25 protein-coding genes and 1 riboswitch are annotated in these 23301 nt (G+C 39.6%); of the genes, 18 read left to right on the forward strand and 7 right to left on the reverse strand.

Annotation, left to right across the window (positions count from 1 at the left end):
* Window positions 1-68 precede the first annotated feature (68 nt).
* On the reverse strand, window positions 69-818 hold the full coding sequence (locus PT285_RS00830; RefSeq protein ID WP_277147051.1) for a DUF975 family protein: 750 nt from the start codon (window positions 816-818) through the stop codon (window positions 69-71).
* Between the two features lie 176 nt (window positions 819-994).
* Between PT285_RS00830 and PT285_RS00835 the strand changes: the two genes are divergently transcribed.
* The 3 genes from PT285_RS00835 (at window position 995) to PT285_RS00845 (ending at window position 3151) form a co-directional block, all read left to right on the forward strand.
* Entirely contained in the window at window positions 995-2317 is a 1323-nt protein-coding gene (locus PT285_RS00835; protein ID WP_277147053.1) for a replication-associated recombination protein A, read from the forward strand.
* Window positions 2318-2607: 290 nt separating this feature from the next.
* On the forward strand, window positions 2608-2871 hold the full coding sequence (locus PT285_RS00840; protein ID WP_277147055.1) for a type II toxin-antitoxin system RelB/DinJ family antitoxin: 264 nt from the start codon (window positions 2608-2610) through the stop codon (window positions 2869-2871).
* On the forward strand, window positions 2861-3151 hold the full coding sequence (locus PT285_RS00845; protein WP_277147057.1) for a type II toxin-antitoxin system mRNA interferase toxin, RelE/StbE family: 291 nt from the start codon (window positions 2861-2863) through the stop codon (window positions 3149-3151). Before PT285_RS00840 ends, PT285_RS00845 begins: the two co-directional genes overlap by 11 nt.
* Here the strand turns inward: PT285_RS00845 and PT285_RS00850 are convergent, their stop codons facing one another.
* Complete coding sequence (locus tag PT285_RS00850; protein WP_277147058.1) at window positions 3152-3898, reverse strand: amino acid ABC transporter ATP-binding protein; 747 nt, start codon at window positions 3896-3898, stop codon at window positions 3152-3154. It lies immediately after the preceding gene.
* The gene (locus PT285_RS00855) at window positions 3898-5520 is read right to left on the reverse strand and encodes an ABC transporter substrate-binding protein/permease (RefSeq protein WP_277147060.1); all 1623 of its coding nucleotides are present in this window, start codon (window positions 5518-5520) and stop codon (window positions 3898-3900) included. The genes PT285_RS00850 and PT285_RS00855 overlap by 1 nt, the downstream gene beginning before the upstream one ends.
* 90 nt (window positions 5521-5610) lie before the next feature.
* Window positions 5611-5786, reverse strand: a riboswitch (Lysine riboswitch).
* Window positions 5787-5907: 121 nt separating this feature from the next.
* Between PT285_RS00855 and PT285_RS00860 the strand changes: the two genes are divergently transcribed.
* Window positions 5908-6384, forward strand: coding sequence for a GNAT family N-acetyltransferase (locus tag PT285_RS00860; protein WP_277147062.1), 477 nt, complete (start codon window positions 5908-5910; stop codon window positions 6382-6384).
* 1 nt (window position 6385) lies between these two features.
* On the opposite strand, the gene PT285_RS00865 is transcribed toward PT285_RS00860, so the two are convergent.
* Window positions 6386-6529, reverse strand: coding sequence for a hypothetical protein (locus PT285_RS00865; RefSeq protein WP_277147064.1), 144 nt, complete (start codon window positions 6527-6529; stop codon window positions 6386-6388).
* A gap of 158 nt (window positions 6530-6687) precedes the next feature.
* Here PT285_RS00865 and PT285_RS00870 point away from each other — a divergent pair, with 158 nt between their 5' ends.
* Window positions 6688-7014, forward strand: coding sequence for a hypothetical protein (locus PT285_RS00870; protein ID WP_277147066.1), 327 nt, complete (start codon window positions 6688-6690; stop codon window positions 7012-7014).
* 30 nt (window positions 7015-7044) lie between these two features.
* A complete protein-coding gene (locus PT285_RS00875; protein WP_277147068.1) occupies window positions 7045-7746 on the forward strand; it encodes a hypothetical protein in 702 nt (233 codons plus the stop codon).
* Window positions 7747-8020: 274 nt separating this feature from the next.
* Here PT285_RS00875 and PT285_RS00880 read toward each other — a convergent pair whose 3' ends face one another.
* A complete protein-coding gene (locus tag PT285_RS00880) occupies window positions 8021-9013 on the reverse strand; it encodes a GMP reductase (RefSeq protein WP_277147070.1) in 993 nt (330 codons plus the stop codon).
* A gap of 195 nt (window positions 9014-9208) precedes the next feature.
* Between PT285_RS00880 and PT285_RS00885 the strand changes: the two genes are divergently transcribed.
* From PT285_RS00885 to PT285_RS00895, 3 genes are all read left to right on the forward strand, one after another.
* Window positions 9209-10498, forward strand: coding sequence for an adenylosuccinate synthase (locus tag PT285_RS00885; protein WP_277147072.1), 1290 nt, complete (start codon window positions 9209-9211; stop codon window positions 10496-10498).
* Complete coding sequence (gene purB, locus PT285_RS00890; RefSeq protein ID WP_277147074.1) at window positions 10499-11794, forward strand: adenylosuccinate lyase; 1296 nt, start codon at window positions 10499-10501, stop codon at window positions 11792-11794. It abuts the gene before it with no gap.
* 93 nt (window positions 11795-11887) lie between these two features.
* Window positions 11888-12370 (forward strand): PTS glucose transporter subunit IIA, encoded by a 483-nt coding sequence (locus PT285_RS00895; RefSeq protein ID WP_277147076.1) that lies wholly within the window; start codon window positions 11888-11890, stop codon window positions 12368-12370.
* A 62-nt stretch (window positions 12371-12432) separates the two neighbouring features.
* Here PT285_RS00895 and PT285_RS00900 read toward each other — a convergent pair whose 3' ends face one another.
* Window positions 12433-13191 carry a MurR/RpiR family transcriptional regulator gene (locus PT285_RS00900; RefSeq protein WP_277147078.1) on the reverse strand — a complete coding sequence of 253 codons (759 nt, stop codon included), beginning with the start codon at window positions 13189-13191 and terminating at the stop codon, window positions 12433-12435.
* A 155-nt stretch (window positions 13192-13346) separates the two neighbouring features.
* Between PT285_RS00900 and PT285_RS00905 the strand changes: the two genes are divergently transcribed.
* From PT285_RS00905 to PT285_RS00930, 6 genes are all read left to right on the forward strand, one after another.
* A complete protein-coding gene (locus PT285_RS00905) occupies window positions 13347-14675 on the forward strand; it encodes a 6-phospho-alpha-glucosidase (protein WP_277147080.1) in 1329 nt (442 codons plus the stop codon).
* Window positions 14676-14760: 85 nt separating this feature from the next.
* A complete protein-coding gene (locus tag PT285_RS00910; RefSeq protein WP_277147082.1) occupies window positions 14761-16407 on the forward strand; it encodes a PTS transporter subunit EIIC in 1647 nt (548 codons plus the stop codon).
* The gene (locus PT285_RS00915) at window positions 16407-17774 is read left to right on the forward strand and encodes a CehA/McbA family metallohydrolase (protein WP_277147084.1); all 1368 of its coding nucleotides are present in this window, start codon (window positions 16407-16409) and stop codon (window positions 17772-17774) included. The genes PT285_RS00910 and PT285_RS00915 overlap by 1 nt, the downstream gene beginning before the upstream one ends.
* A gap of 14 nt (window positions 17775-17788) precedes the next feature.
* The gene (locus PT285_RS00920) at window positions 17789-18109 is read left to right on the forward strand and encodes a hypothetical protein (RefSeq protein WP_277147086.1); all 321 of its coding nucleotides are present in this window, start codon (window positions 17789-17791) and stop codon (window positions 18107-18109) included.
* A 159-nt stretch (window positions 18110-18268) separates the two neighbouring features.
* Window positions 18269-18724 carry a LytTR family DNA-binding domain-containing protein gene (locus PT285_RS00925; RefSeq protein ID WP_277147088.1) on the forward strand — a complete coding sequence of 152 codons (456 nt, stop codon included), beginning with the start codon at window positions 18269-18271 and terminating at the stop codon, window positions 18722-18724.
* Window positions 18724-19485 carry a hypothetical protein gene (locus PT285_RS00930; RefSeq protein ID WP_277147090.1) on the forward strand — a complete coding sequence of 254 codons (762 nt, stop codon included), beginning with the start codon at window positions 18724-18726 and terminating at the stop codon, window positions 19483-19485. Before PT285_RS00925 ends, PT285_RS00930 begins: the two co-directional genes overlap by 1 nt.
* 236 nt (window positions 19486-19721) lie before the next feature.
* Here PT285_RS00930 and PT285_RS00935 read toward each other — a convergent pair whose 3' ends face one another.
* Window positions 19722-20843 (reverse strand): hypothetical protein, encoded by a 1122-nt coding sequence (locus PT285_RS00935; RefSeq protein ID WP_277147091.1) that lies wholly within the window; start codon window positions 20841-20843, stop codon window positions 19722-19724.
* 420 nt (window positions 20844-21263) lie between these two features.
* Between PT285_RS00935 and PT285_RS00940 the strand changes: the two genes are divergently transcribed.
* Genes PT285_RS00940 through PT285_RS00950 form a run of 3 tightly spaced genes read left to right on the forward strand, consistent with a single transcriptional unit; the run spans window position 21264 to window position 22751 of the window.
* Complete coding sequence (locus PT285_RS00940) at window positions 21264-21476, forward strand: helix-turn-helix transcriptional regulator (RefSeq protein WP_277147093.1); 213 nt, start codon at window positions 21264-21266, stop codon at window positions 21474-21476.
* Window positions 21473-21898 (forward strand): hypothetical protein, encoded by a 426-nt coding sequence (locus PT285_RS00945; RefSeq protein ID WP_277147095.1) that lies wholly within the window; start codon window positions 21473-21475, stop codon window positions 21896-21898. The genes PT285_RS00940 and PT285_RS00945 overlap by 4 nt, the downstream gene beginning before the upstream one ends.
* Window positions 21899-21914: 16 nt before the next feature.
* The gene (locus PT285_RS00950; RefSeq protein WP_277147097.1) at window positions 21915-22751 is read left to right on the forward strand and encodes a hypothetical protein; all 837 of its coding nucleotides are present in this window, start codon (window positions 21915-21917) and stop codon (window positions 22749-22751) included.
* Window positions 22752-23301: the final 550 nt, after the last annotated feature.

The raw sequence follows: 23301 nt of genomic DNA on the forward strand, positions 1-23301 counted from the left end.
TTGAATAGCAAAAAATAGAACTGACGCATCATTTTGCATCAGTTCTGTTTTTAGATAAATTTTCTGTTTTAGTGCTGAAATTGGTCCCCAGCCAGTTGACGATAAAAGTTGGCCTTGGTTGTTTGGACATATGGAGTGAGCCATAGGTTGCCAATTCCCGCAGCTATGCCGGCAACAATTGAACAAGTTGCGATGTAAGTTAAGTTAAAATGAACAGCAGAACCGATAACTACGCCAATAATTGCGCCTAAAAAAATTAGCAGCAAGTACCAACCGGCGAAACTCAAGTCTAATACAAACAGCTCCCATTTGTGTCCCTGCATTAGTTCTTTGCTGGCGGTTACTCCTGTTGTATAAGTCACTTTTTGCCCACTTTCAACCATGTCTTTGACAATATACGGCGTCAGCGCATAAGAATAGGATTTGATAATTCCGGGAATAATCAGTAGCAGGCTCCAGAAGAATTCAAATAGAAGCTGCATTATATAATTTAAAAGCTCGGGGGTAAATAAGTTATTGTAAAACATTGAAAAAGCTGCCTTACCAATACTGTCTTTCTTGCCTTCAGTTAAGTTTAAAAAACTAATAGCAAAGCTTAGCGCAAAAAAATTGGTAAATATTGAAAGAATCGTTTGTAAGATGGCTCGTATTTCAATTTGATAATTAACACCAGGTAAAGTGCCGTGAATTGCTTTCTGGAAATAACCAATTGAAATAACTAGGTTAACAATGCTGATAATCAGCGTAACACCTATTGCCCAAGTCCAGTTACCGCGCAGCTGATTTTTGGCATTTTGCTTCAATTCTGTTCTAATCATTTTTGCCTCCTTTTATTTCTGGTTACTATATCAATTATTCTACTCTGCTTATGGTTCTTTTACAATTTCCCTTTCATTTAAAAATCATTTGTTTTTGGCTGACTAGGCTAAGTTACTAAAATTAAACTATAATAAGGTTTAATGAGATTCAGAGTGATAAAAAAGAAGATGGGACAATGAAACAAGAATCACTGTTTGCTGATAATGAGAAGAACATGCCGCTTGCGAGCCGAGTTCGGCCCACTAGTTTAAAAGAATTTGTCGGTCAAGAACAGTTACTGGGCCCCGGTAAAATTTTGCGGGAGATGATTGATAACGATCAAGTCTCTTCGATGATCTTTTGGGGCCCGCCCGGTGTCGGTAAAACCACGCTGGCAAAGATTATTGCTAGGCAAACACAGGCTAGTTTTTATAATTTCAGCGCTGTTGACAGCAGCATCAGCAAAATCCGCAAAATTATGAAAGAGGCCGAAGAAGAACGTGAAATCGGGCAGAAGACCTTGGTATTTGTTGACGAAATTCACCGCTTCAATAAGGCTCAACAGGATGCATTTTTGCCGTACGTTGAAGCCGGCAGCATAACCTTAATTGGGGCAACAACGGAAAATCTATCCTTTGAAGTTAATTCGGCTTTATTGTCGCGCTGCAAAGTTTTTGTCTTAAAGGCCCTTGAGGTCAAGGATATTGTTAAATTGCTCCAGAATGCCTTGCGCAATCCCAACGGTTTTGGCAAGTTAAAAGTTGAGATTGGTGACCAGGAAATTAAGGCTATTGCCAAGTTTGCCAACGGCGATGCCCGGACAGCTTTGAACACACTGGAAATGGCGGTTTTGAATGGTGTTAAAAAAGACAACGTGGTCAAGGTCACGCTGGCAAATTTATCGCAGCTGATCACACGCAAGTCGGTTTTATATGATAAGAATGGTGAGGAGCACTATAACATCATCTCCGCCCTGCATAAATCAATGCGCAACAGCGATGTTGATGCGGCAATTTACTGGCTTTCCCGGATGCTTGAGGGCGGGGAAGATCCGCTGTACATTGCGCGTCGGCTTGTGCGTTTTGCCAGTGAGGATATCGGCCTTGCTGACACCAATGCTCTGAACGTTGCTGTCAATGTTTTTCAGGCCTGCCAGTTTCTGGGGATGCCCGAATGTGACGTTCATTTGACTGAAGCTGTGATCTATCTGTCGCTTGCGCCCAAGTCTAACGCAGTTTATAAGGCCCGGCTGGCTGCAGCGGAAGATGTTAAAAAAACTAGTGATGAACCCGTGCCGCTGCAGATTCGTAATGCTCCGACCAAACTGATGAAGAATTTAGGTTACGGCAAGGATTACCAGTTGGCCCATTCTGCTAAGGATAAGCTGACTAATATGAAAACAATGCCATCCAATCTTGCGGGTCACGAATATTATCACCCAACAACTGAGGGCCATGAAGACCGCTTTAAAAAACGGCTGGAGCAGATCAAGCAGTGGCACCAGGAGAATGATGAATAAGAAAAAATGTGTCTGGGAAAAACCATGCTTTTTAAAAATATTATTTAAGAGCAATTATTAAAGTCGAATATTATTGTAAATATCTTTAAATTTTGTAACTTTTTGTTGTGTAATCTAGACAAAAGATTGTATAAAAAAGGAATGTTAGTTTTTTTATTCTAACATTCCTTTTTGATTTGAGTTTTTTCCCAGACACATTTTTATTGGCTAATATTTAAGTAATATATATTTTGCTTTACTTCTTATATATCAACCATCTATAATAAATTAAAAATGGAGATGATTTTATCATGGAAAAAATTAGTCAAGTGAATTTTAAAATTGCTGAAAAAGATAAAAAGGAAGTTACAGCTATTTTCAAGTATTACGGTCTAGATTTGAGTACCGGAATAAAAATGTACCTTAAGGAAGTACAACATACTAAAAGCATTCCTCTCAGATTACGTCCAGTAACTGAGCTTGATGAAGCAATTCAAGAAGCTCAGAATCATGATTTTGTTGGCAGCTATGATTCAATTGAAGATTTCACAAAAGCAATGAACGATGAAAATTGAACCGACCAGACGCTTTAAAAAATCATATAAATATTATTCTAAAAAGCATTATCCGATGGATAAAATAAGTTATTGTCTGCAAGCTATTCAAACTAATGACCAAATTTTTTTGCATAAGCACAAAGATCATAAATTATTTGCAAATTTCCGCGAAATGCATATTGATAGACAATATAATGACGATTGGCTATTGATCTACAATTTTGACGTGAACGCTAAAGAATTAATCTTAGTTTTAATTGATCTAGGAACGCATTCTAAGCTAAATAGACTTGTGTAACTATTTCTGGAAGTTGCGCAAGAACTTCTTCGTTTTTTCTTCTTTAGTATGGTTGAAAATCTCGTTAGGTGTGCCTTGTTCTGCGACCACACCGTCATCAATAAAGAAGACCTGATCGGAAACATCATTGGCAAAAGACATTTCATGGGTAACGATAATCATTGTTAATCCAGTGGTTGCCAGCTGCTTCATAACGTCTAATACCTCACCAACCATTTCGGGGTCAAGTGCACTTGTTGGCTCATCAAAGAGGAGGATTTCAGGATCCATGCAGATTGCTCGGGCAATCGCCACCCGTTGCTGCTGACCACCAGATAACTGGTTGGGACGGGCATTGATGTATTGTTCCATGCCGACCTTAGTCAAGTTTTCCATGGCAATCCTATGTGCTTCTTCTTTGGAGCGTTTAAGAATCAATTGCTGACCAACCATGCAGTTGCCCAAGACGTTTTTATTGGTAAAAAGATCAAACTGCTGGAACACCATGCCGACTTTTGCCCGGTAAATATTGCGGTTGAATTTTGGATCCAAAACATTTTTGCCATGAAATTCAACGCTGCCGCCCGACGGCTCTTCAAGCAAGTTGATGCAACGCAGAGTGGTTGATTTACCACCGCCGGAAGGACCAATAATTGTGGCAATTTCCCCTTTGTTGATATCAAAGGAAATGTCACGCAGAACTTGGTGATCACCAAATGATTTTTTTATATGCTTTAACGATAAAATCGTGTTATTTGCTTCAGTCATTAGTTATTTGCCTCCACATCTTTTTTTATTCCAACTTGAACTTGGTTTGCCATGAGATTGTAGTTCTTACTACCATTGAGGTGTCTTTCAATTAAGTTGAAAATCCGGGTGATGGTAAAAGTTAAAATCAGGTAAATAGCTGAAATTGTCAGGTAGGTTGGGAAGAACTTGAACGTCTGACTGGCAATTGTTGTTCCGACGAAGAACAGCTCGGATACGGAAATAATACTTAAAACCGAGGTATCCTTGATGTTCACGATAAATTCGTTGGTAATTGACGGCAGGCAATTTCTGATCGCCTGCGGTAAAATGATGTGCCACATTCTTTGGTTATGAGTCATTCCTAAGGCACTAGCTGCCTCAAATTGTCCTTGCGGTGTTGAAATAATTCCGCCCCGGATAATTTCGGCTAGGTAAGCCCCGGTGTTAATGGACACGATGATTAAGGCGGCGAGTGTTCGATCCATGTTTAAGTGCCAGAACTGGGCAATACCATAGTAGATAACGGCGGCTTGAACCATCATTGGTGTGCCTCGGAAAACTTCAATATAAACAGATAGCAACCATTTTACAAAATTAAGTACCCATCTCTTGCCGCGAGTCGTTGGGGTAGGAATTGTTCTGATAATTCCGACAAATAGGCCGATGAAAAATCCGGCAACGGTGCCGACGAAAGCAAGAAGCAGTGTCATGCCGATTCCGCTGACAATCATTCCGCCGTATTGCTTGAACATGGAAACGAACCAGTTTTCCTGCTTGCCTTTGCTGTCTTTGTTGTCAGTCTTGGGCTGCTGTTTAACTGCCTCAGTCATTAGCTTTGCACGTTCGGAATTAGGAATTGTTGCTAAAACTTGGTTGACTTCTTTTAACAGCTTCTTATTAGGCTTGGCAATCCCAATGGAAGTAACTGATTCTTCCTTAGAAGCTTTAAAACCGGGCATCTTGCTGATTGAAATAGCCTTAATGTCGGGATCAACTAACTTGAAGGAAGTGGCCTCCGTGTCTTCGGCAACATAACCATCGATTGTTCCGGAAATCAAACTTTGCCGCATTGCTGCGAAATCGCGCATTGCCGGTTCACGGTGAGCCCCAGTCAATTGGCTAATTAATTGGTAGTGGAACGTGCCTTGCTGTGCCGTTAATTTTGCCCCTTTAAAATCCTTTAAAGTCTTGGCATTGGCATACTTGCCATTGATTTTGCTTATAACAACAAAAGTGCTGTGCCGGTATGGTTTAGAAAAGTTAATCGCCTTTTCTCTTTCGGGGGTTGGGCTCATCCCGGCAATGATCAGGTCGGCCTTGCCGCTGGTTAAGGCTGGCAGCAGGCCGTCCCATTCGGTCTTGACAACCACAACTTTGCGGTGCAATTTTTGTCCGATAATTTTAGCGATTTTAACATCGTAACCATTGGCAAAAGTGTTCGAGCCGTCGATTGGTACGGCCCCGTTTGAACTGTCTGTCTGGGTCCAGTTGTAGGGCTGATAATTGGCCTCCATCGCAATTTTTAATACACCAGGATCCTTTTTAGCGGCTTCAGTTTTTTGGTTGGCGGTAAAACCAACGATTAAACTGAGCAACACTGCAATTACTGCAGTCACCATCCATTTACATCTTGACTTCATTTTGAAAACCTCCATAAATATGTTTCAAACAAAGCCAATACAATAAAAGCGTAAATAAAAAACCTCGCTGCGATTACAACGAGGTTTAATTAATCGTATAGCGCTCCCTGGGGAAAACCAGGACAGTCTACAGGATATTTTCCTGCAGCCCAACCAAAATTTCACACGTATAAAATTCGATTTCGGCGGCAATCCTTACATTAGTCATCATAGCGATTACGTGTGCTCAGACTAAATTCGTGCTTGTCGCGACCTCTATTGCATTGGAATTTATTAACTTGTTTATAACGATAGGGCAAAAGCAATAGTTTGTCAATAGCTTTTAGCGTATACTTTTAAATAATCATTATTTTGTTTTTAATATTAGCGTATAAAGGAAATAAGGAAATGACATATAAGATTGCGCAGTTAACGCAAGAAAATGCCATGATCATTGCTGATGAATGGCATTATCCGGGTAAATATTCTTTCTATGATATGACAGCCGATCCGGAGGATTACAAGGAAATAAGCACACCAAGTTTGCGTGGGACTAATTATTACCAGGTACTTGATAATGGAAAATTAGTTGGCTTTTTTATGGTAGAAAAAGTTGCCGAAGATAAGGGACTCTATGAAATTGGCTTAGGGATGAAGCCGGAACTGACAGGCCACGGTCGCGGGCAAAAATTTTTAGAAGCGATCATTGAATATACATTAAATAAATTTTCTGTTAAGGAAATTATTTTAGACGTTGCAGCTTTCAATGTGCGGGCTCAGAAAGTTTATCAAAAATTGGGCTTTAAAGTAATTAAGGAGCACCAACAAGAAACGAACAATTCTGTTTACCCGTTTTTAGAGATGCGAAAGAAGTTTGCTGATTAATCTACAGCAGATGATTTTCTCTAAACCAGAAAATAAAGTCTTTGAAAAATGGCAAATAAATGTCACAATGCCTCTTTATGTGCGTGTCAATTAACTGCTTGTCTTTTAGTCGGTCACGGTAAACAGAAAGATAGTTTTTTGCCAAAGTCGGGCACTCCTATATACTTATATTTTTTATTTTATACTTTTGCTAAAAAACATCTTAAAATATAATATTGATTGCGTTATTTGGTAGATCATAATATAGTAAGGATAATATTTTTAATTCTTGTTATCGCAAATTAATTTGAGGAGAGACAAAATATGGAAGAAGTTAAAACAGAATTTAAAAAAAGAAATAATCTGCCTTGGATGACGCATACAGAGTATAACTTTGTTAAAACTGTATGCGGTATTGGTCTGCTGATCTTACTAATTCTACCTTGGTTTAAAAAGTTTGACTGGAGCGTCGGTGTTCTGTGCTTCTTCTTCCTAGATGCGGGCGATTATTTTGCTGCGTTGTTACAGACTAAGCTGCACATTGGCAGAATTGCTGCCTTGCTGTGGGGTTATCTGCTTGATTTAGTTGTCTGCATGATATTGTTTGTATATTTATTCTGGGCAGCAGGTCGAATAGAATTTGTTAAATAAAAAGCATTGAAATTTTTGGGGGAAGTAAAAATGAAATTCAAAAGAACATTGGCCAGCTCATTAATTGGTATTGTTGCCTGTTTACTAGTTGGGTGCGCTAACGATCAAAAAAAGACTAATAGTACACCTACACATCATTTAAATAAGTCACGCGTAGTTTCTTCGTCATCTATGAGGACACCATCTAAGCACGACAAGGCTAGAAAAAGTGCTGCCGCTTCTAATTCTAAGGATACTAAGAAGGATCGTGTTGCAGAAAATATGGATGAATTTACAAATGTGCAAATTACCCAAGCGACTTATCCAAGCTTAATGCAAGGCAACTGGTATTATTACGATCAATATTCGAAAAAAATCCAAGTAATATTTTTTGATAATAACATTGACGGCAGTTATGAACATGGTCGGAGAAAAGTAGGGGACTTTTTGCATAAGTATATCAAACATGATCCTGAAAAGGAGAGTAAGGCTTATCAAAAGAGAACCAGTAACTGGGATTTTATTTCGGCTAAGGTCCGGATTAAAGGTAGATACTACTTAAATATTATGGGATGGAATCAAGGTGCAGGTGATGGAATATCTTATAATGTTTCCAGGATAAATGGCAATCAGGTTTTGACTACCGCTGAAGGTGCGGGATTCTGGGTGGTTTATCATGCATATCGTACTCCTGAATTAGCGCAGCAATATAAACAAAAACGCTATTCTGGCTTTGTTTATCAAAGGAATTAGTTTGCTCAATTCCTGCTCTGATAACAACTAAATTTTGTAAAGTAGCCTAAAAAATAGTTATTCAAGCAAAAAGTGTTCCGCACTTACTAGATAGATGTGATCTGGTGCTGAGAAACACTTTTTTGCTATAGATAAAATTTTTAATTTATTTGTTAATTTAAAAAACGGCATAATAAAAACCCCAGTACTGACTACCTAACAATACTGGGGCTACTTTATTTTAGCGAAAAAACGCCCTTGTTTCCATATAGATTTAAACATTTATAAGAAAAAGTTATTTATCGCCGCTTAAAATGGAACTTTTAACAATAACGTAATCAACTAATTTGATTGAATTAACGGTTTTTCCGCCCGCATAAGAAATTGCTGACTGCAAGTCTTCCTGCATTTCTTTCAGTGTATCTTTAATTGAACCGCGGTAAGGCACCAGCATCTGCTTGCCCTCAACGTTATGATAGGCCCCCTTTTGCACCTCGGAGGCTGAGCCCCAATACTGCTTGTAGGTTTTGCCGTTGATTTTGATAATATTCCCGGGGGACTCCTCATGCCCCGCCAGCATTGAGCCGATCATCACAATTGTGGCGCCAAAACGGATCGACTTAGCAATGTCGCCGTTGTGCCGGATGCCGCCGTCAGCAATAATCGGTTTGCTTGCCGCCTTGCTGCACATTCTTAACGCTGCCAGCTGCCAACCACCGGTGCCAAAACCGGTTTTCAGTTTGGTAATGCAGGCTTTACCAGGACCGACACCGACCTTGGTTGCATCGGCCCCAGCATTTTCCAATTCCCGGACTGCTTCCGGTGTTGCGATGTTGCCGGCTGTCAAAAAAGTGTTTGGTAATTTTTTCTTAATGTACTGGATCATTTTAATGACGAAAATCGAATGACCATGAGCCACATCGATTGTGATGTATTCCGGAATGATTTTTTCTTCCGCCAGCTGGTCAATAAAAGCATATTCGTTGTCTTTAATACCAACCGAAATGGAAGCAAAAAGACCTTTTTCATGCATCATTTTAATAAAGGCAATCCGATTTTCTGGATGAAACCGATGCATTACATAGTAGTAGTCATTTTGGGCGAGCCAAACTGCCAAATTATCATCAATCACGCTTTCCATGTTTGCTGGGACAACGGGAATTTTAAATGTTCGGGTTCCGAACTTGACGTTGGTATCTGCATCATGCCGACTTTTAATAATCCCTTTATTGGGGACAAGCTGGATGTCATCATAATCAAAGGCTTCCATACTAAAATAATTACTCATGTAGCTTAACTCCTAATTTGTTTTAATTTATCAAACAGAATTTACTATAAAAGAGAAAATACTTTTTGTCAATATAAAAGTCGAACTATAAATAGTTATAAAACTTTTATAATTCGTTTTTTAATTGACCACTAGGAAAGAAACTGCTAGACTAATGATTGTGAGATTTGTAAATTTTTGATGAGGTGAAAGATAATGACAGCAGTTGCAGTTGTTGGCAGTCAATGGGGCGATGAAGGCAAAGGGAAGATTACCGACTTTTTGAGTAGGGATGCCGCTTATGCGGTCCGATCCAATGGTGGTAATAATGCAGGGCATACTATCGAAATTGATGGCAAAGCGTTTAAGATGCGCCTAATCCCGTCCGGAATTTTTGCGGCAGATAAGGCCGCCGTGATTGGCAACGGCGTAGTAATTAATCCTGAAGTTTTGCTGGCTGAACTAGCAAATCTTGAAGAAAATGGGATTAATACCAGCAATCTGAAGATTTCCAACCGCGCGCACATCATTATGCCTTACGACATCAATCAGGATGAATACCAAGAAGAATTTAAAGGTGCCAATAAGATAGGCACGACTAAGAACGGAATTGGGCCTACCTACATGGATAAGGCTTCAAGAATTGGGATCCGGGTCTGTGATCTGTTGGAAAAAGATACTTTCGAAGAAAAATTACGAACTAACTTACAGGAAAAGAATGCGTTGTTTACCAAGGTTTATGGTAAACCGGCACTTGAATTTGACGAAATTTTTACTAAATATTATGAATATGGTCAAAAGCTGAGGCAGTATGTCACTGATACTTCGGTTTTAGTTAATGACGCACTTGATAATGAAGAAAAGGTTTTGTTTGAAGGCGCTCAGGGTGTGATGCTGGATATTGATGAGGGAACTTATCCTTATGTTACTTCGTCCAATACTATTTCCGGAGGTATTGCCAGTGGTATCGGTGTGGGTGCCAACCGCCTGAAGACCGTGATCGGTGTCTGCAAGGCTTATACAACGCGGGTAGGTGAGGGTCCATTCCCAACAGAGCTGTTAGATGCAACCGGTGACCGCATTCGCGAGATCGCGCATGAATACGGCACGGTTACAGGCCGCCCGCGTCGTATTGGGTGGTTTGATTCGGTCGCCCTGCGTCACGCGAAACGGGTTGCCGGAATTAACGCTTTAAGCCTGAACCTGCTAGATATTTTTAGCGGCTTTGATACAGTAAAAATCGCAACTGCATATGAATTAGATGGTCAAAAAATTGATTATTACCCGGCCAGCCTGAAGGAACTTTACCGCTGTAAGCCGGTCTATGAAGAATTGCCAGCCTGGCAAGAGGATATTACCGCTGCAAAAACTTGGCAGGATCTACCAGAAAACGCGCAAAAGTTCTTAAAACGTGTTGAAGAAATTGTCGGTGTGCCACTGGTAACAGTTTCGGTAGGGCCAGACCGTGAGCAAACAATTGTGTTACAAGATCCGTGGAAAATGTAAATGTTAGAACGTTATACACGCCCCGAAATGGACAAAATTTGGACAGATGAAAATAAGTATGCTGCTTGGCTTAAGGTCGAGATTGCGGCAACCAATGCCTGGGCAGAATTAGGTGCGATCCCGACAGATGATGCGGCTAAAATTGCTCGTAATGCCAGTTTTTCGGCTGACCGAGTTGCTGAGCTTGAAGAGGTAACGCACCATGATGTGGTGGCCTTCACTAGGGCGGTGTCGGAAAGTCTTGGCTCCGAAAAGAAGTGGGTGCACTTTGGCTTAACATCAACAGATGTGGTAGACACGGCCCAGGGCTACATCTTGAAGCAGGCCGATAAAATTATTCGCCAAGATTTGAAAAATTTAAAACAAACGATCAGACAAAAGGCCTTAAAATATAAAAATACGGTTGAAATGGGTCGGACACACGGGGTACAGGCGGAGCCAACGACTTTCGGCTTAAAACTGGCCCGCTGGTATGCCGAGCTTAACCGTGATATTGACCGCTTTGAGCACGCTGCTAAGGGTGTAGAATCCGGTAAGATTTCCGGTGCTGTGGGTACTTTTGCCAATGTGCCGCCAGCTGTTGAGACTAGTGTCCTGAAACAGCTGGGCTTGACGCAACAGCCGATTACCAGTCAAGTATTGCCGCGAGACTTGCATGCGGAATACATTGCGGTTTTGGCGCTGATTGCCACCAGCATTGAAAATTGGGCAACGGAGATCCGTAGCTTGCAGCGTTCCGAAATTCACGAGGTTGAAGAGCATTTCCGTGCAGGCCAAAAAGGCTCGTCGGCAATGCCGCACAAGCGTAACCCAATTGGTTCGGAAAATCTTTGCGGGATGGCCCGGGTGCTGCGCGGTCATATCATTACGGCCTATGAAGATGTGACTTTGTGGCATGAACGGGATATTTCGCATTCTAGTGCCGAGCGGATTATTTTGCCGGATACGACGATTGGCATTGACTACATGTTGGATCGCTTCAACCGCATTTTAACTAATTTAGATGTTTTTCCGGAAACAATGCTGAAGAACATGGACAAGACCTATGGCTTGATCTATTCGCAAAGGTTACTATTAAAATTGATTGACGAGGCGGGATTAGCCCGGGAAACGGCCTATGACTTAGTGCAAAAATTAACTGCCAAGGCCTGGACCGAGCAGGTATCTTTTAGAAAATTAGTGGAAGACAGTGAGATTATGAACTATTTGTCTGACGAAGATGTGGCTGATGCCTTTGACTATCATTATCATTTACGGCATGTTGACGAAATTTTCAAAAAAGTTGGACTTGAATAAAATGGACGTTTCCAACGGAACGTTTATTTTTTTGCAATCGTTTACTAGACCGAGATGGTATTGTATGATTATGAAAAAGGAGATGATTAAATAATGTTTGGATTTGGCAAGAAGAAAAAAACAGAAGATATTTATACACCTGTGACGGGAAAGATAATTCCGATTACAGAGGTCAAAGATGCGGTCTTTTCTGAAAAAATGATGGGCGACGGATTTGCTGTTGAACCTGAAGAAATAGCAATTTATGCGCCTGTTGCCGGTGAAATTTCAACCGTTTTTCCTACTAAACATGCTTTGGGAATAACCACCGCGGCTGGCTTAGAGGTATTAGTCCATATGGGCCTAGATACGGTCGAATTAAAGGGCGCTTCGTTTGAAAATTTGGTTGAAGTAGGACAGAGAGTTGACCAAAACACTAAAATTTCGACAATGGATGTAGTAGCGATTAGGGAAGCAGGATATGATCCAACAGTTGTGATTGTTTATACTAATATGGATAAGATTAAGGTTTTGCCTGAACCTGAATTGGGTGAAAGTGAGCATTCACAAAAGATTGGCACACTGGAATATAAATAATTAGTTTTAATAGAAAATAAAAGCGGCACCTCATGCAAGAGCATCGGAGGCGCCGTTTTTGTCTAACTGGCGTAGGGGCTGTCAATAAATTTTCTGAACAAAAGATCAATTGTTAGGTAGAGGGGTGAAAAATGGTTGAATTCTAAAGTATTATCCCGGTTGAGGTTTAAGTTGCGAATGTAGTAGTAGATATTGTAATCAGTTGCGGACGACAACCAATTTTGCGAAATTGGCGTGATCGAAACAGAAAAAGCCTTAGATAGTTGCAGCAGCTGGATTATTCCTTTAAGTTCAGCGTTTTTGCCACTGTAAGAAATTAGAAACACTAGATCCTGTTTAGTAATTGTCTGTACTTTCCACTTTAATTCGGTAATCGAAGGAATAAAAATCATATTTTGTCTTTGGGCAAAAAAGTTACGGACCAGTAACTGTGCCGCAATTTTTTCACCCCAGTCAGTGCCGTAAACGTAGATATTTTGTGCATCATGAATTTTGCTTAGGATTGGCTGCCAATTTTTTTGTTCAAGTGACTTGATTGTGGCGTTAATATCTTGTGTCAGCATCTGGTAAGTATTCGTCGACAGCACCTTTTCTTGAGGCTTTTCATTTTCAAAACAAAATTTCATTTCGGAAAAACCGGAAAAATGTAATCTTTTTGCTAACCTCGTCAAGCTCGAAGGTGAAGTATAGGTTTTTTTCGCCAGTTCCGTGATCGTTAAGGAACGAACCAATTTTTTGTTGTTAAGCATAAAATCTAAAATTTGTGTATCTGTTGTTGTTAGATCGTCGGCATATTGATTAATTAATTCTTCGATTTTCATTATTTAAGGCCACCATGAAAAGTAAAAATATTTTTAATGAATGAAAATATTTTCTATTTACTATTATTTTATCATTAATGTAAGCGCTTATATACAAATAATAAAAAATATTTTATCTTATCTATAGTTAGTAAATATTTTGGGAGGCGGTATCAATGAACGAAAACGCAGTTAAGGTAACAATTGCCGGCGGTGGTGCGTCGCACACCCCGGGGATTATTCAGGCACTGCTGGAGAGTCAAGCAAAATTTCCGGTAGCCGAAATTCGGCTTTACGATATTGACGAACAGAAAAACGATGATATGTACGTCATTATTAAGGGAATGCTCAAGGCGTTTAAATTGGAAAACATTAAGCTAATACAGACAACCGATCCTGAGGAAGGTTTCAAGCAGGTTGATTTTGTGTTCTCACAGATTCGTGTCGGTGACTTAGCTATGCGGGAGAAAGATGAAAAGATTCCGCTCAAGTATGGCTTGGTCGGACAGGAAACCTGTGGTGCGGGTGGTTTTGCTTATGGTTTACGTTCGATCAAGGGCTTGTTAGAAATCGTTGAATATGTGCAAGAGTACGCACCGGATGCATGGATTCTGAATTATACCAATCCGGAAAGCTTGATTGCTGAGGCGGTTAGACGCAAGTTCCCGCATGCCAAAATGCTTAATGCTTGTGACATGACCATTTCAATTGAGGAAACGATCTGCCGCAATTTTGGCTATGACCGGAAAAATTGGATTGCCCAGTATTATGGTTTGAATCATTTTGGCTGGTACACCTCAATTTATGACAAGTCGCTGAAACGGGAAGTAATGCCAGAAATCATTGAGAAATTGCAAAAGCAACCAATGAAGGTCGCCTCGTTTAATGCCAATGATCAATCGTGGCAGAATGCCTGGAATATGCTGAGTGAAAATTTACGCTTGTTTCCCGATTATCTGCCTAATAATTACCTCGAATACTACCTGTTTCCAGACGTCGTGGTTAAGTCTAGCGATTCCAATTATACGCGGGCCAATTATGTGCTGGACACGCGGGTTAAAGAAAATCACCAATTAGCTGAAGAGCTGCGTGCAGGGCAAAGAGCTGATTTTGACTTTGATTTCGGTGAACACGGTAATTATATTGTCGACATGGCTGCGTCAATTTTGAATGACAGCCATGAACGGTTCATGTTGATTTTGCCAAACACGGGTTCAATTTCCAACTTGCGCCATGATGCGGTAGTTGAGGTTCCGGCTTATGTTGGCCGCATTGGTGCCGAACCCGTTGCCCTGAAAGAGCCAATTAATAACTTTCATAAAGGCTTGATGGAGGCACAAGACGCCGCTGAAAAACTGCTGGTTGATGCTTATTTTGAGCATTCCTACCAAAAGGCGCTGCAAGCTTTCACCTTGAATTTGGCTGTACCATCGGCTGATAAAGCCAAGCAGGTGCTTGATGCTTTGATTGTCGCCAACAAGAATTATTGGCCGAAACTGCATTAATTGCTAATTTCGTTAGCAGGTAAGTTGTTTAAAATTTGTTATCTGAACTCTAAAAACTTTTTATGAAATGAGGGAGTGAAGAATTATGAAAGAAAAAATGCAAACATTTGGGAAAGCCATGTTGGTTCCCATTTCGCTGGTTGCCTTAGGAGGCTTACTCCTCGGTGTTGGTGGTGCCTTCACTAATGAGGCAACAGTAGCGGCTCTGGGAATTAATTGGGCGAGTTACTCAACTACATTTATATTTAAACTTTTTGAAGTTATTAAGGCCCTAGGGGATGCAATTTTTGGCAATTTGTCTGTTCTATATGCTGTCGGAGTGGCTTTCTCCTTAGCTAAACGAGAAAAGGGTTGGGCTGCCTTTTCTTCGCTGGTTGGCTTTTTGGCCTTGCTGGCCACAATGTCATCTTTATTAACATCACGCGGACTAACAGCCGCTAACACGACTGTTCAGGCGCTGATTAAAAGTGGACTGAGTCCGTTGGCTGCTTCTAAAGAAGCGGCTTTGTATACGACAGAGCTGGGCTTTTTCACCTACCGCACAGGTATTTTTGGTGGTATTTTGATGGGCGTAATTGCTGCTTGGCTGCACAATCGTTTTTATAAGACTAAGCTGCCAACAGCGCTGGCCTTCTTCTCAGGAACAAGAACGGTGCCGATCTTAACCCTGCTTTCTGGGGGTGTTGTCGGAGTTATCTTTTCCTTTGTTTGGCCGACAATCGGAATGCTGTTCAGCGGGTTCTCTGAATTTGTCAAACAGTCAGGGCTCTTTGGTACATTCGTTTACCGGACAGTTTATGAAATATTAGTACCGTTTGGAATGCACCCGATGCTGGGTCTGCCGATTGAATGGTCGGATCTAGGCGGCCGTATGGTAGTTGACGGCAAGTTAGTTGTTGGTAATGCGGCAATTCAGCTGGCTCAGCTTGCTTCACCAGGCTCTGGCAAGCTGCTGGTTCGTGCTTTTATGGCCGGGATGGGCGTCATCGATTTCGCTATTTTCCCAGCAATTGCGTTAGCTATGTACAAAACTTCGCTGCCACAAAATAAGAAGAAAGTTGCCGGGTTACTGATTCCAACGATAGTTTCAACAATGCTCTTTGGCATTACTGAACCAATTTTATTTACTTTCTTATTTATTGCACCGTGGATGTATTTCTTAGTTTATGCACCAATTGCCGGTTTAGCAGAAGTGGTCACAGAATTTTGTAAGGTTTCGATTTATCAGGGTAACCTGAAGGACTGGATTCCGTTCTTCTTGCGGCCGGAAAAATTAAATATGTGGCCATATCTCTACATAATGCCGATTTTCTTTGTTGTGGTCTTTTTCTTATTTAAATTTTTGATTTTGAAGTTTGACGTGAAAACTCCAGGTCGTGAAGAAGATGAAGCAACTGTTAAGCTGTATTCTAAAGAAGAATACAATGAAAAAGTTAACCAAGAAAAAGCTGCTAAAAATGGGCAAACGGTAAGTGCTGATGCTGACAATAGTTTGGCTGCACGGATTATTGCCGGACTAGGTGGTGCCGATAATATTGAAGATTTGGATAACTGCATCTCGCGTTTGAGAGTAGTTGTGAAGGATCCGACTAAAGTGGTCGATGATGCCGTTTGGAAGCGCGATTTAGAAGCATTAGGAGTAATCCACCTTGATAAGGGTATTCAGATTGTTTATGGTGCCAAGGTTGCCGGAATTGCGGTCGATGTTCGTGATAAATTAGGTGGCTATTAATGCTTTTCTTTCACACTTTTATTGACCAAAAGGAAGTTGAAGTACTCAAGTACCAGTTTGTTATTTCTGGGCAAAAAGTTCTGCAGCTGAATATTATTGATGGCTGTTTCGAGCACGCGCCGATTATTATCCGTGATCCCCATGGTCAAATTCGGGGATTGTACAGTTTAAAAACACGCATTAAAAGCCACTTTATTGGACCTACTTGGAAAGAAACGACAAATGGCGGACTGCCGGGACCGTTTCCTAAGGGAATATGGTCGTTAGAGATTTTAAAGCCATCTTTAAGAGTAACGGGCAAAATTCAATTAGAAATTCGCTTTGACCGGCAAATAAATGACCAAGAGGAAACTTTTGCCGTTTTATCTCAGAATTTTACACAAGAAACTCCAGGGAAGACTGGTTGGTTGACTGCCGAATTACACTGCCACAGTTATTATTCTGATGGCCGGGTGAACCTGGCTGATATTTCTAATTGGGCCACACAAAGACAGCTTGACTTAGTTGCTTTAACGGATCATTCGGTTGTCACAACTAAATTTCCTAAAATTAACCAATTATTTTTGCCAGGAACGGAATTGACTTTAGACAATGAAGTTCATTACAACGTTTATGGTCTGAACAAGTTTATTGATTATCCGAAATACTTTGACAATCATCAAACCAAAAATGAAAATATTAACGCGATGTTTGCGGATTTAAAAAAAGCAAAGTATCTTTTGTCAATTAATCATCCATTTGCTGACGGCATGACTTTACAGCATGATTTTGACATAAGAAACTTCAATCTGCTGGAAGTGATTAATTCTGCGCCGTATGCTACCGAAGATATCATTGATAACAAAAAGGCAATTCGCTTTTTCGACTTTTTATGGCAAGAAGGGCATTATCTGTTTGGTATTGGCGGCAGCGATGCTCATAAAAATAGTTACCAGCAGGAATATCCGATGGCAATTCCGCAAAACAAAATTTATGTTGAACAGCGCTCAATCGCTGCTGTTTTAGAAAGTATGCGGCACGGACATGTCATTGTTGCAAGCAATTATCAGGCAAAAATCTCGCTCATGGACGAACGGGGTCAGACTGTTCTGCCTGGAAGCGAATATAATGGCTTAGTTCATTTTCAAGCACTTGGCGAACGGCCAGTTACGTGGCACGTAATTAAAAACGGTCAATGTATTTATGAAACGTTAGCTGATAAGTGTGAGTACACAGCGAAAGTTGCGGCAGGTGATTATATTCGCTTTGATGCTTTTGCTGGTCAAATACCAGTTGTTTTTGTCAATCCTCTTTATAGTCAGTTGAAGGTCAATCCGCAGCTTAATTTCTTTCAGGAGCTGCTGGCCCAATTTGCTCGTATTTGTTAATCCCGGAGGGTAGAATGATGCGTTACAAAGGTTTGACTTGGGTCTATTTGGGCATTCAATGTGTATTGGATCTGGTTGCTGTATTTTTTGTTAGTGCTAATTTTTATACAAACGGGATGCAGTTTCAGTTACTGCTAGCAGCGCTGCTTCTTGTCACTGACTGCATTTTAGGAACATATTTTGCCATTCGCAATTTACGTACACCTACTGATCAAGCAATGAAGGTAATGTCTTACGCTCCACTTCTGATTTTTGCACTTGGCGGTTTAGTTCTTGTGCTAGGCGTGGCTTTAATGTTGCTTGCATCTTATTTACGCTATAAATATCGGCCGTAAAATTTTAATTTCAGCTTTTGGTTGATTAAAGGCGCTCCAGATGGGGCGTCTTTTTTGACCACTTGGTTCCAGTTATCGACCACTTAGTCAAATAGACTAGATTTGAAAAGTAAATTAGAGTTTAATACAATTAACAAATGTGAGAGGCAGGTGAGAGTCGTGAAAGTAAAACTTGAGATTGACCCAGATTTAGCGGAAACGGTAATAACAATCCATGCTAAGGAAATGTCATCGGAGATTGAGCAGATCTACCGGCAGATTCAAAAAAGCAGCAAGCATCCGGATCAAATTGAAGGTGAAAAAGACGAGGCCTCCTATTATTTGAATTTAAATGATATTTTATTTTTTGAAACGGAAGAAAAGCAAGTGGTCGCACATACGGCCAAGGATGCGTTCACCGTGGAATATAAGTTGTATGAACTAGAGAACTTGTTAAGCGGACAGTTCATGCGGGTATCGAAGTCGACTTTACTGAATGTTGGACAGATCTATTCGCTATCGCGGTCAATTTCCAACTGCAAGGTTCAATTTCACGATTCTTATAAAACGGTTTACGTTTCGCGGCATTATTATCACGATTTGTGTGACAGGTTAGATGAAAGAAGGTTGTCATAATGAGAAGGCATAAAATTAAGCAAATATTTTGGGGAATCGGGTTACTCGCTGCAGCAATCTTTTTAGTGCTGAATCAGTTGAACATGCTCTCTTTTCATTTAGGATTTTGGACAGTATTCTGGAGCATTATTTTTATAGCTATTTTGGCTGACGGAATTTTCGATTTCAGTTTGGATGAAATAATTTTTGCAGTTGCGTTCCTACTAATTATTTACGCGGGACCGTTAAAAATTACCAAACTGGTGCCATGGACGATTTTGATTGCGGCAGTTTTGGTTGATGCAGGCTTGCACCTAATTTTTAAGAAAAGATGGCGGCCTAAGGTATATATTAATAATAAAAAGGTCGATGCTGATTGGTCCGATTTAGGTACGGAAAAGAAATTTCATGCCGATACCATTTTTTCCAGTAATAGTAAAAATGAGGACGCAGAAGATATTGTGATTAGTCAGAAAATGTCGGAAGCATCAAGGTATATTCACTCGCAAAATCTACGCAGTGTGACCATTAATTCGCTGATGGGTGAGGTCAACGTTTACCTTGATGAGGCAAAGCCAGCCGGTGATACTGTGACCGTGACGCTCAATTCTTCGATGAGCGGCGTAACCATTTATGTGCCGCTGTCTTGGACAGTTGATGATCAAAACTTGCAGGCCATGTTTGGTGAGGTGGAGATTAGCGGCACTTCTAATGGTGGTGGCCCGACTTTGCTCCTGCAGGGCAGCAGCAAGCTGGGTGATATCGAGGTTAAGTACGTTTAAGCAGTGTGCGTTTCGTGTAAAAAAAGGTAATGCTGGATAAAGTGTCCAGTAATATTTAATAATGTCAGGTTTAATGCAAAAGTCTAGTTGATAGATGAAGTGCTCCTAACTGTTAGTTCTATGTCTAACAATTATGGAATATTTCAAAGTGATAACTAGGCTTTTTGTTATGCAGGACAAAAAAACCACAATTTAATCAAAAATCGTGGGTTTAGAAATAATTTTTGCAGTTTCAATTAATTTATAGGAACATCGTCAACACTAAAAGTATACTTGCTGATTTTTGGTAGTTTCTTCTTTGGTGATACTAAATACATATATAAATAGAATCGGTTACTATCAGGATCTAATGTGACGGAAGCACCAATTTTATAGTTGTTAAAGTCAGTAAACGATTTATGTTTTTTGGCTAGTTCCTTCGTTAAAGCCTGCTGTATACTATTAAATAATTCACTTTTAGTACTGTCAGTTTTAATATCACCTTTGTAAAAATCGGAAGCAAATATCTCTACTAAATTTTTATCGTTAGGCTTCTTTATTCCTAAAAGATCGTTAATAATATCAAGATGGCCCTCATCGTCTTCATCATTGTTATTTCCAGTAGTATAACTTGAATTACCAAATTCCAAATTTGTAGCTAATTGTACTTGCTTATTTTTGATAGTTTTTGGAAAGAGCCTAGTTACGTCATTGTTTAATTCAGTGTTAACAGCAGAACTGCTTATGCAATAAAACAGCTTGGTTTGTACGGGGTCAAAATAAACGAATTGCTGGTCAGGCAAGGTTGCTTTAGGAGGCAGCAGATAGATAACCGCTTTTCCATAGTTTTTCTTATTTGTTTTAGGCACCACATAGCTACCTATCTGGTAATTACTAAAATCAGTAAATTTTTTACCTTGTTTAGCTAGTTCTTTGGTAATCTGTTTTTTTTCAAAATTCAATAATTGCTTTGCTTTCCCAGAGTATTTTTGATCATTAACAAGTTTAATAATATTTTGATCGTTGCTAGCGCCAAGAAGATCAGGTTCCGTGTAGGTATAAGTTTTATTGCCATTATCAGTTATTCCATCATAGTATGGTTTTTCACTGTATAGGTCAGCAGCTAATTGAACCTGCTTATTTTTGTTTGTGTTGGGAAATAGCTTGCTTACACTGCTGTTTATTTTGGTATTAATATCAGCAGCAGATTTGTTAATATCTGGATGTTGTGGATCAAAAAAGCGTTTAGATCTATTGGCTTTCTTCTTTGGCGTAACCGCAGAATGACCGGCTGCAAAGACTTGCTTAGTGTTAAATGGTGCGGCAGTGTTTAATATAGCAGCGGCAAAGATTGCGCCTATTATGTAAAATTTTTTCATAATTAGTTCCTTTCTTCATGTTAATAAATATTTTCTCAGTAATGCTAGCATTCATTAGATTATTTCTTATTTTAATCAAAAAAGTCAGCGTATTTGACCACAGTTATGTTGTAGTTGTTAGCCATCTTGATAAATTCAATTGTGGCATCTTTAACAAAAAAGTAAAGGTATGTTTGTTTGATTTTGGAAATTAATTTTGCACGCTCAATTAAAGTAGGGATTACCTCATGCTTTAGATTGCTTGCTTATTTAAATTTTGCAATTCTGTTTGGCAGGAAACAAATTTAGTCATATTTTTCTCCAAAATAATCATAATTATTATTAATAGCAAACAAAATGGGGCTTGCACAAACTTGTTTTTTTAGATATTATGAAGCTAACTTCATGTGAAGCCGACTTCATATTTTTATAGGAGCAAAAATGCCGAATTTAGTAAAAAAATTGCGCAAGCAAAAGGGGTATACTCAGGAAAAATTGGCAGAACTGGTTGGGGTAACGCAGCGGACGATTATTTCAATTGAAAAAGAGAAATATAAACCGTCATTACTGCTGGCTTATAAACTCGCCTGCGTTTTTGACACTGATATTGAAACATTATTTTGCTTAAAAGATTATACGGGAGAAAAGGAATGAACAAGAAATACTTGAAAAAGAGTGTTGCAGAAATCTGCTTTTTGCTGATGGGAGTGTCTTTCATTGCTTCTGCAGCTTGGAATTGGCCTGATCTGATGCGCAGTATCGGTGATTTTATTTCCTGCCTCGTCAGTTTTTTCCTTGCCTTTGGTCTTGATAGTGACCGGCGAGATCTTAAAAAGGGCAAAAAAGTTATTGAAGACGATGAGCGCGATAACTTAGTTGAACATTTAGCAGACGCTCGGACGTTAAAATGGCTGCGTAACTTTATCTTTTTGATAGGGATTGTTTGTCTTATCGTGTACGCTTTTTACGGCAAAAACATGGTGTGGGGCATCATTGCGGTTGTTTCACTGGGCTACTGGAATCTTTGCTTCATTTTGGAAATAGTTTTTGTTTTAGTGGAAAATCATAAGAATTAAATTTTAGAGGAAAAATATGTTTGATCTAACAAAATTACCAGCTGAGCGGCAGCTGCCGACACAGTGGCAATATCATAATGAACAGCAGCGTTACTATTACTTAGCTGGCAAAAAAGTGGCTGCCAGTACCTGCGGGCTGAATCCTTATCATCCGTATGCGCTAGAATTTGCTGCTGGGATTACACCTGAGCTTAATGAAGCCAAGCAGGAAGAAATCTTTGCGCAGATTTTGACAGAGCTGGAACAAGCGGCTACAAAACAGGGAGTCAGTGCCTTGTTAACTAAAGATTATGCACCACAGCTGGTTTTTAACAACTTAGCGCAAAAACACGGTTTCAAATTGATTCGCAAGACAATTGAGCCGGAAATGCCTTTTGCTTTAATTCCGCAGCAGCAAGTAGTTGTTCCTGATGGTTGCAGAATTGCGACTTTTGACGAAATTGCAGACGATTCTGCCATGCTAAAAAAGTTTTCACGGCTAAATTATGAAGTTTACCGGCAAAATCACTTGGCCAATCCTGTAATGCCATATTCTGCTGCTAAGTGGGATGCAATCACTTTCACTGATTTTTTGAAAGATGCGCCGCTGCTCATACTTAGAAATGCTAAAATCTTAGCTTATAATTTTTTGTTTGCAGATAAAAAAGAGACACTTTCTGTTGTCTGGATGGGTGGCAAACCGGAATATCTTGATCTTTTGCAGAAAGTGCAGCTGAATTGGGGCCGTACCAGGTTTAGCAAATTCGCCGGTGAGTTTGATTCAACCGACAAGTTGGCTGCCCGCTTTTACCGTCTGCTACCATTTGATTTGTGCCCAGTTTACGAAACCTTTAAAAAGGAATTGACTGATTAGTGCAATAAAAAAACAATTCAGCTAAAAAATTGATTTTTATAAATTATTTGCATCATTTTTTGCAGCTATGAATCAGAAACACGGTGATTGCTGTTATATCTTGCTTAATGCTGCTACAAATCATATTTAAATCACTATAATCAGTTATGAGTAAATATTACAAACACTTGATAACTTAAGTTGCATAAAGGCTAGACTTCTGTCTTAACTTATGAGTTTAATGTAAGAGCTAATAAATTAAATTTTTAAATAAATAAACATACTAATCATGCAGTGGCTGATACTCGATAGAATATTGATTCACTGCTTTTTATTTGTAAATTTTTTAGGCTATATAAGTATAAAAATTTGTTAAACAAAAAAATTTTTAAAATGTTGTGCTACTAATAATATATAATATTGTTTAAAGCAATATTTGTATAGATATTCAAAGGAAGAAATGCTATTAATTATATTTTTGTCTAGAGCTGAACATGGCTGCTTGTTTCATATTTTTAATATGCTAAATAATAAAAATTGTAAAAGATCAAGCAATATTAGAAAAATTGCT

Source organism: Lactobacillus sp. ESL0791, from assembly GCF_029433255.1.
GTDB lineage: Bacteria > Bacillota > Bacilli > Lactobacillales > Lactobacillaceae > Lactobacillus.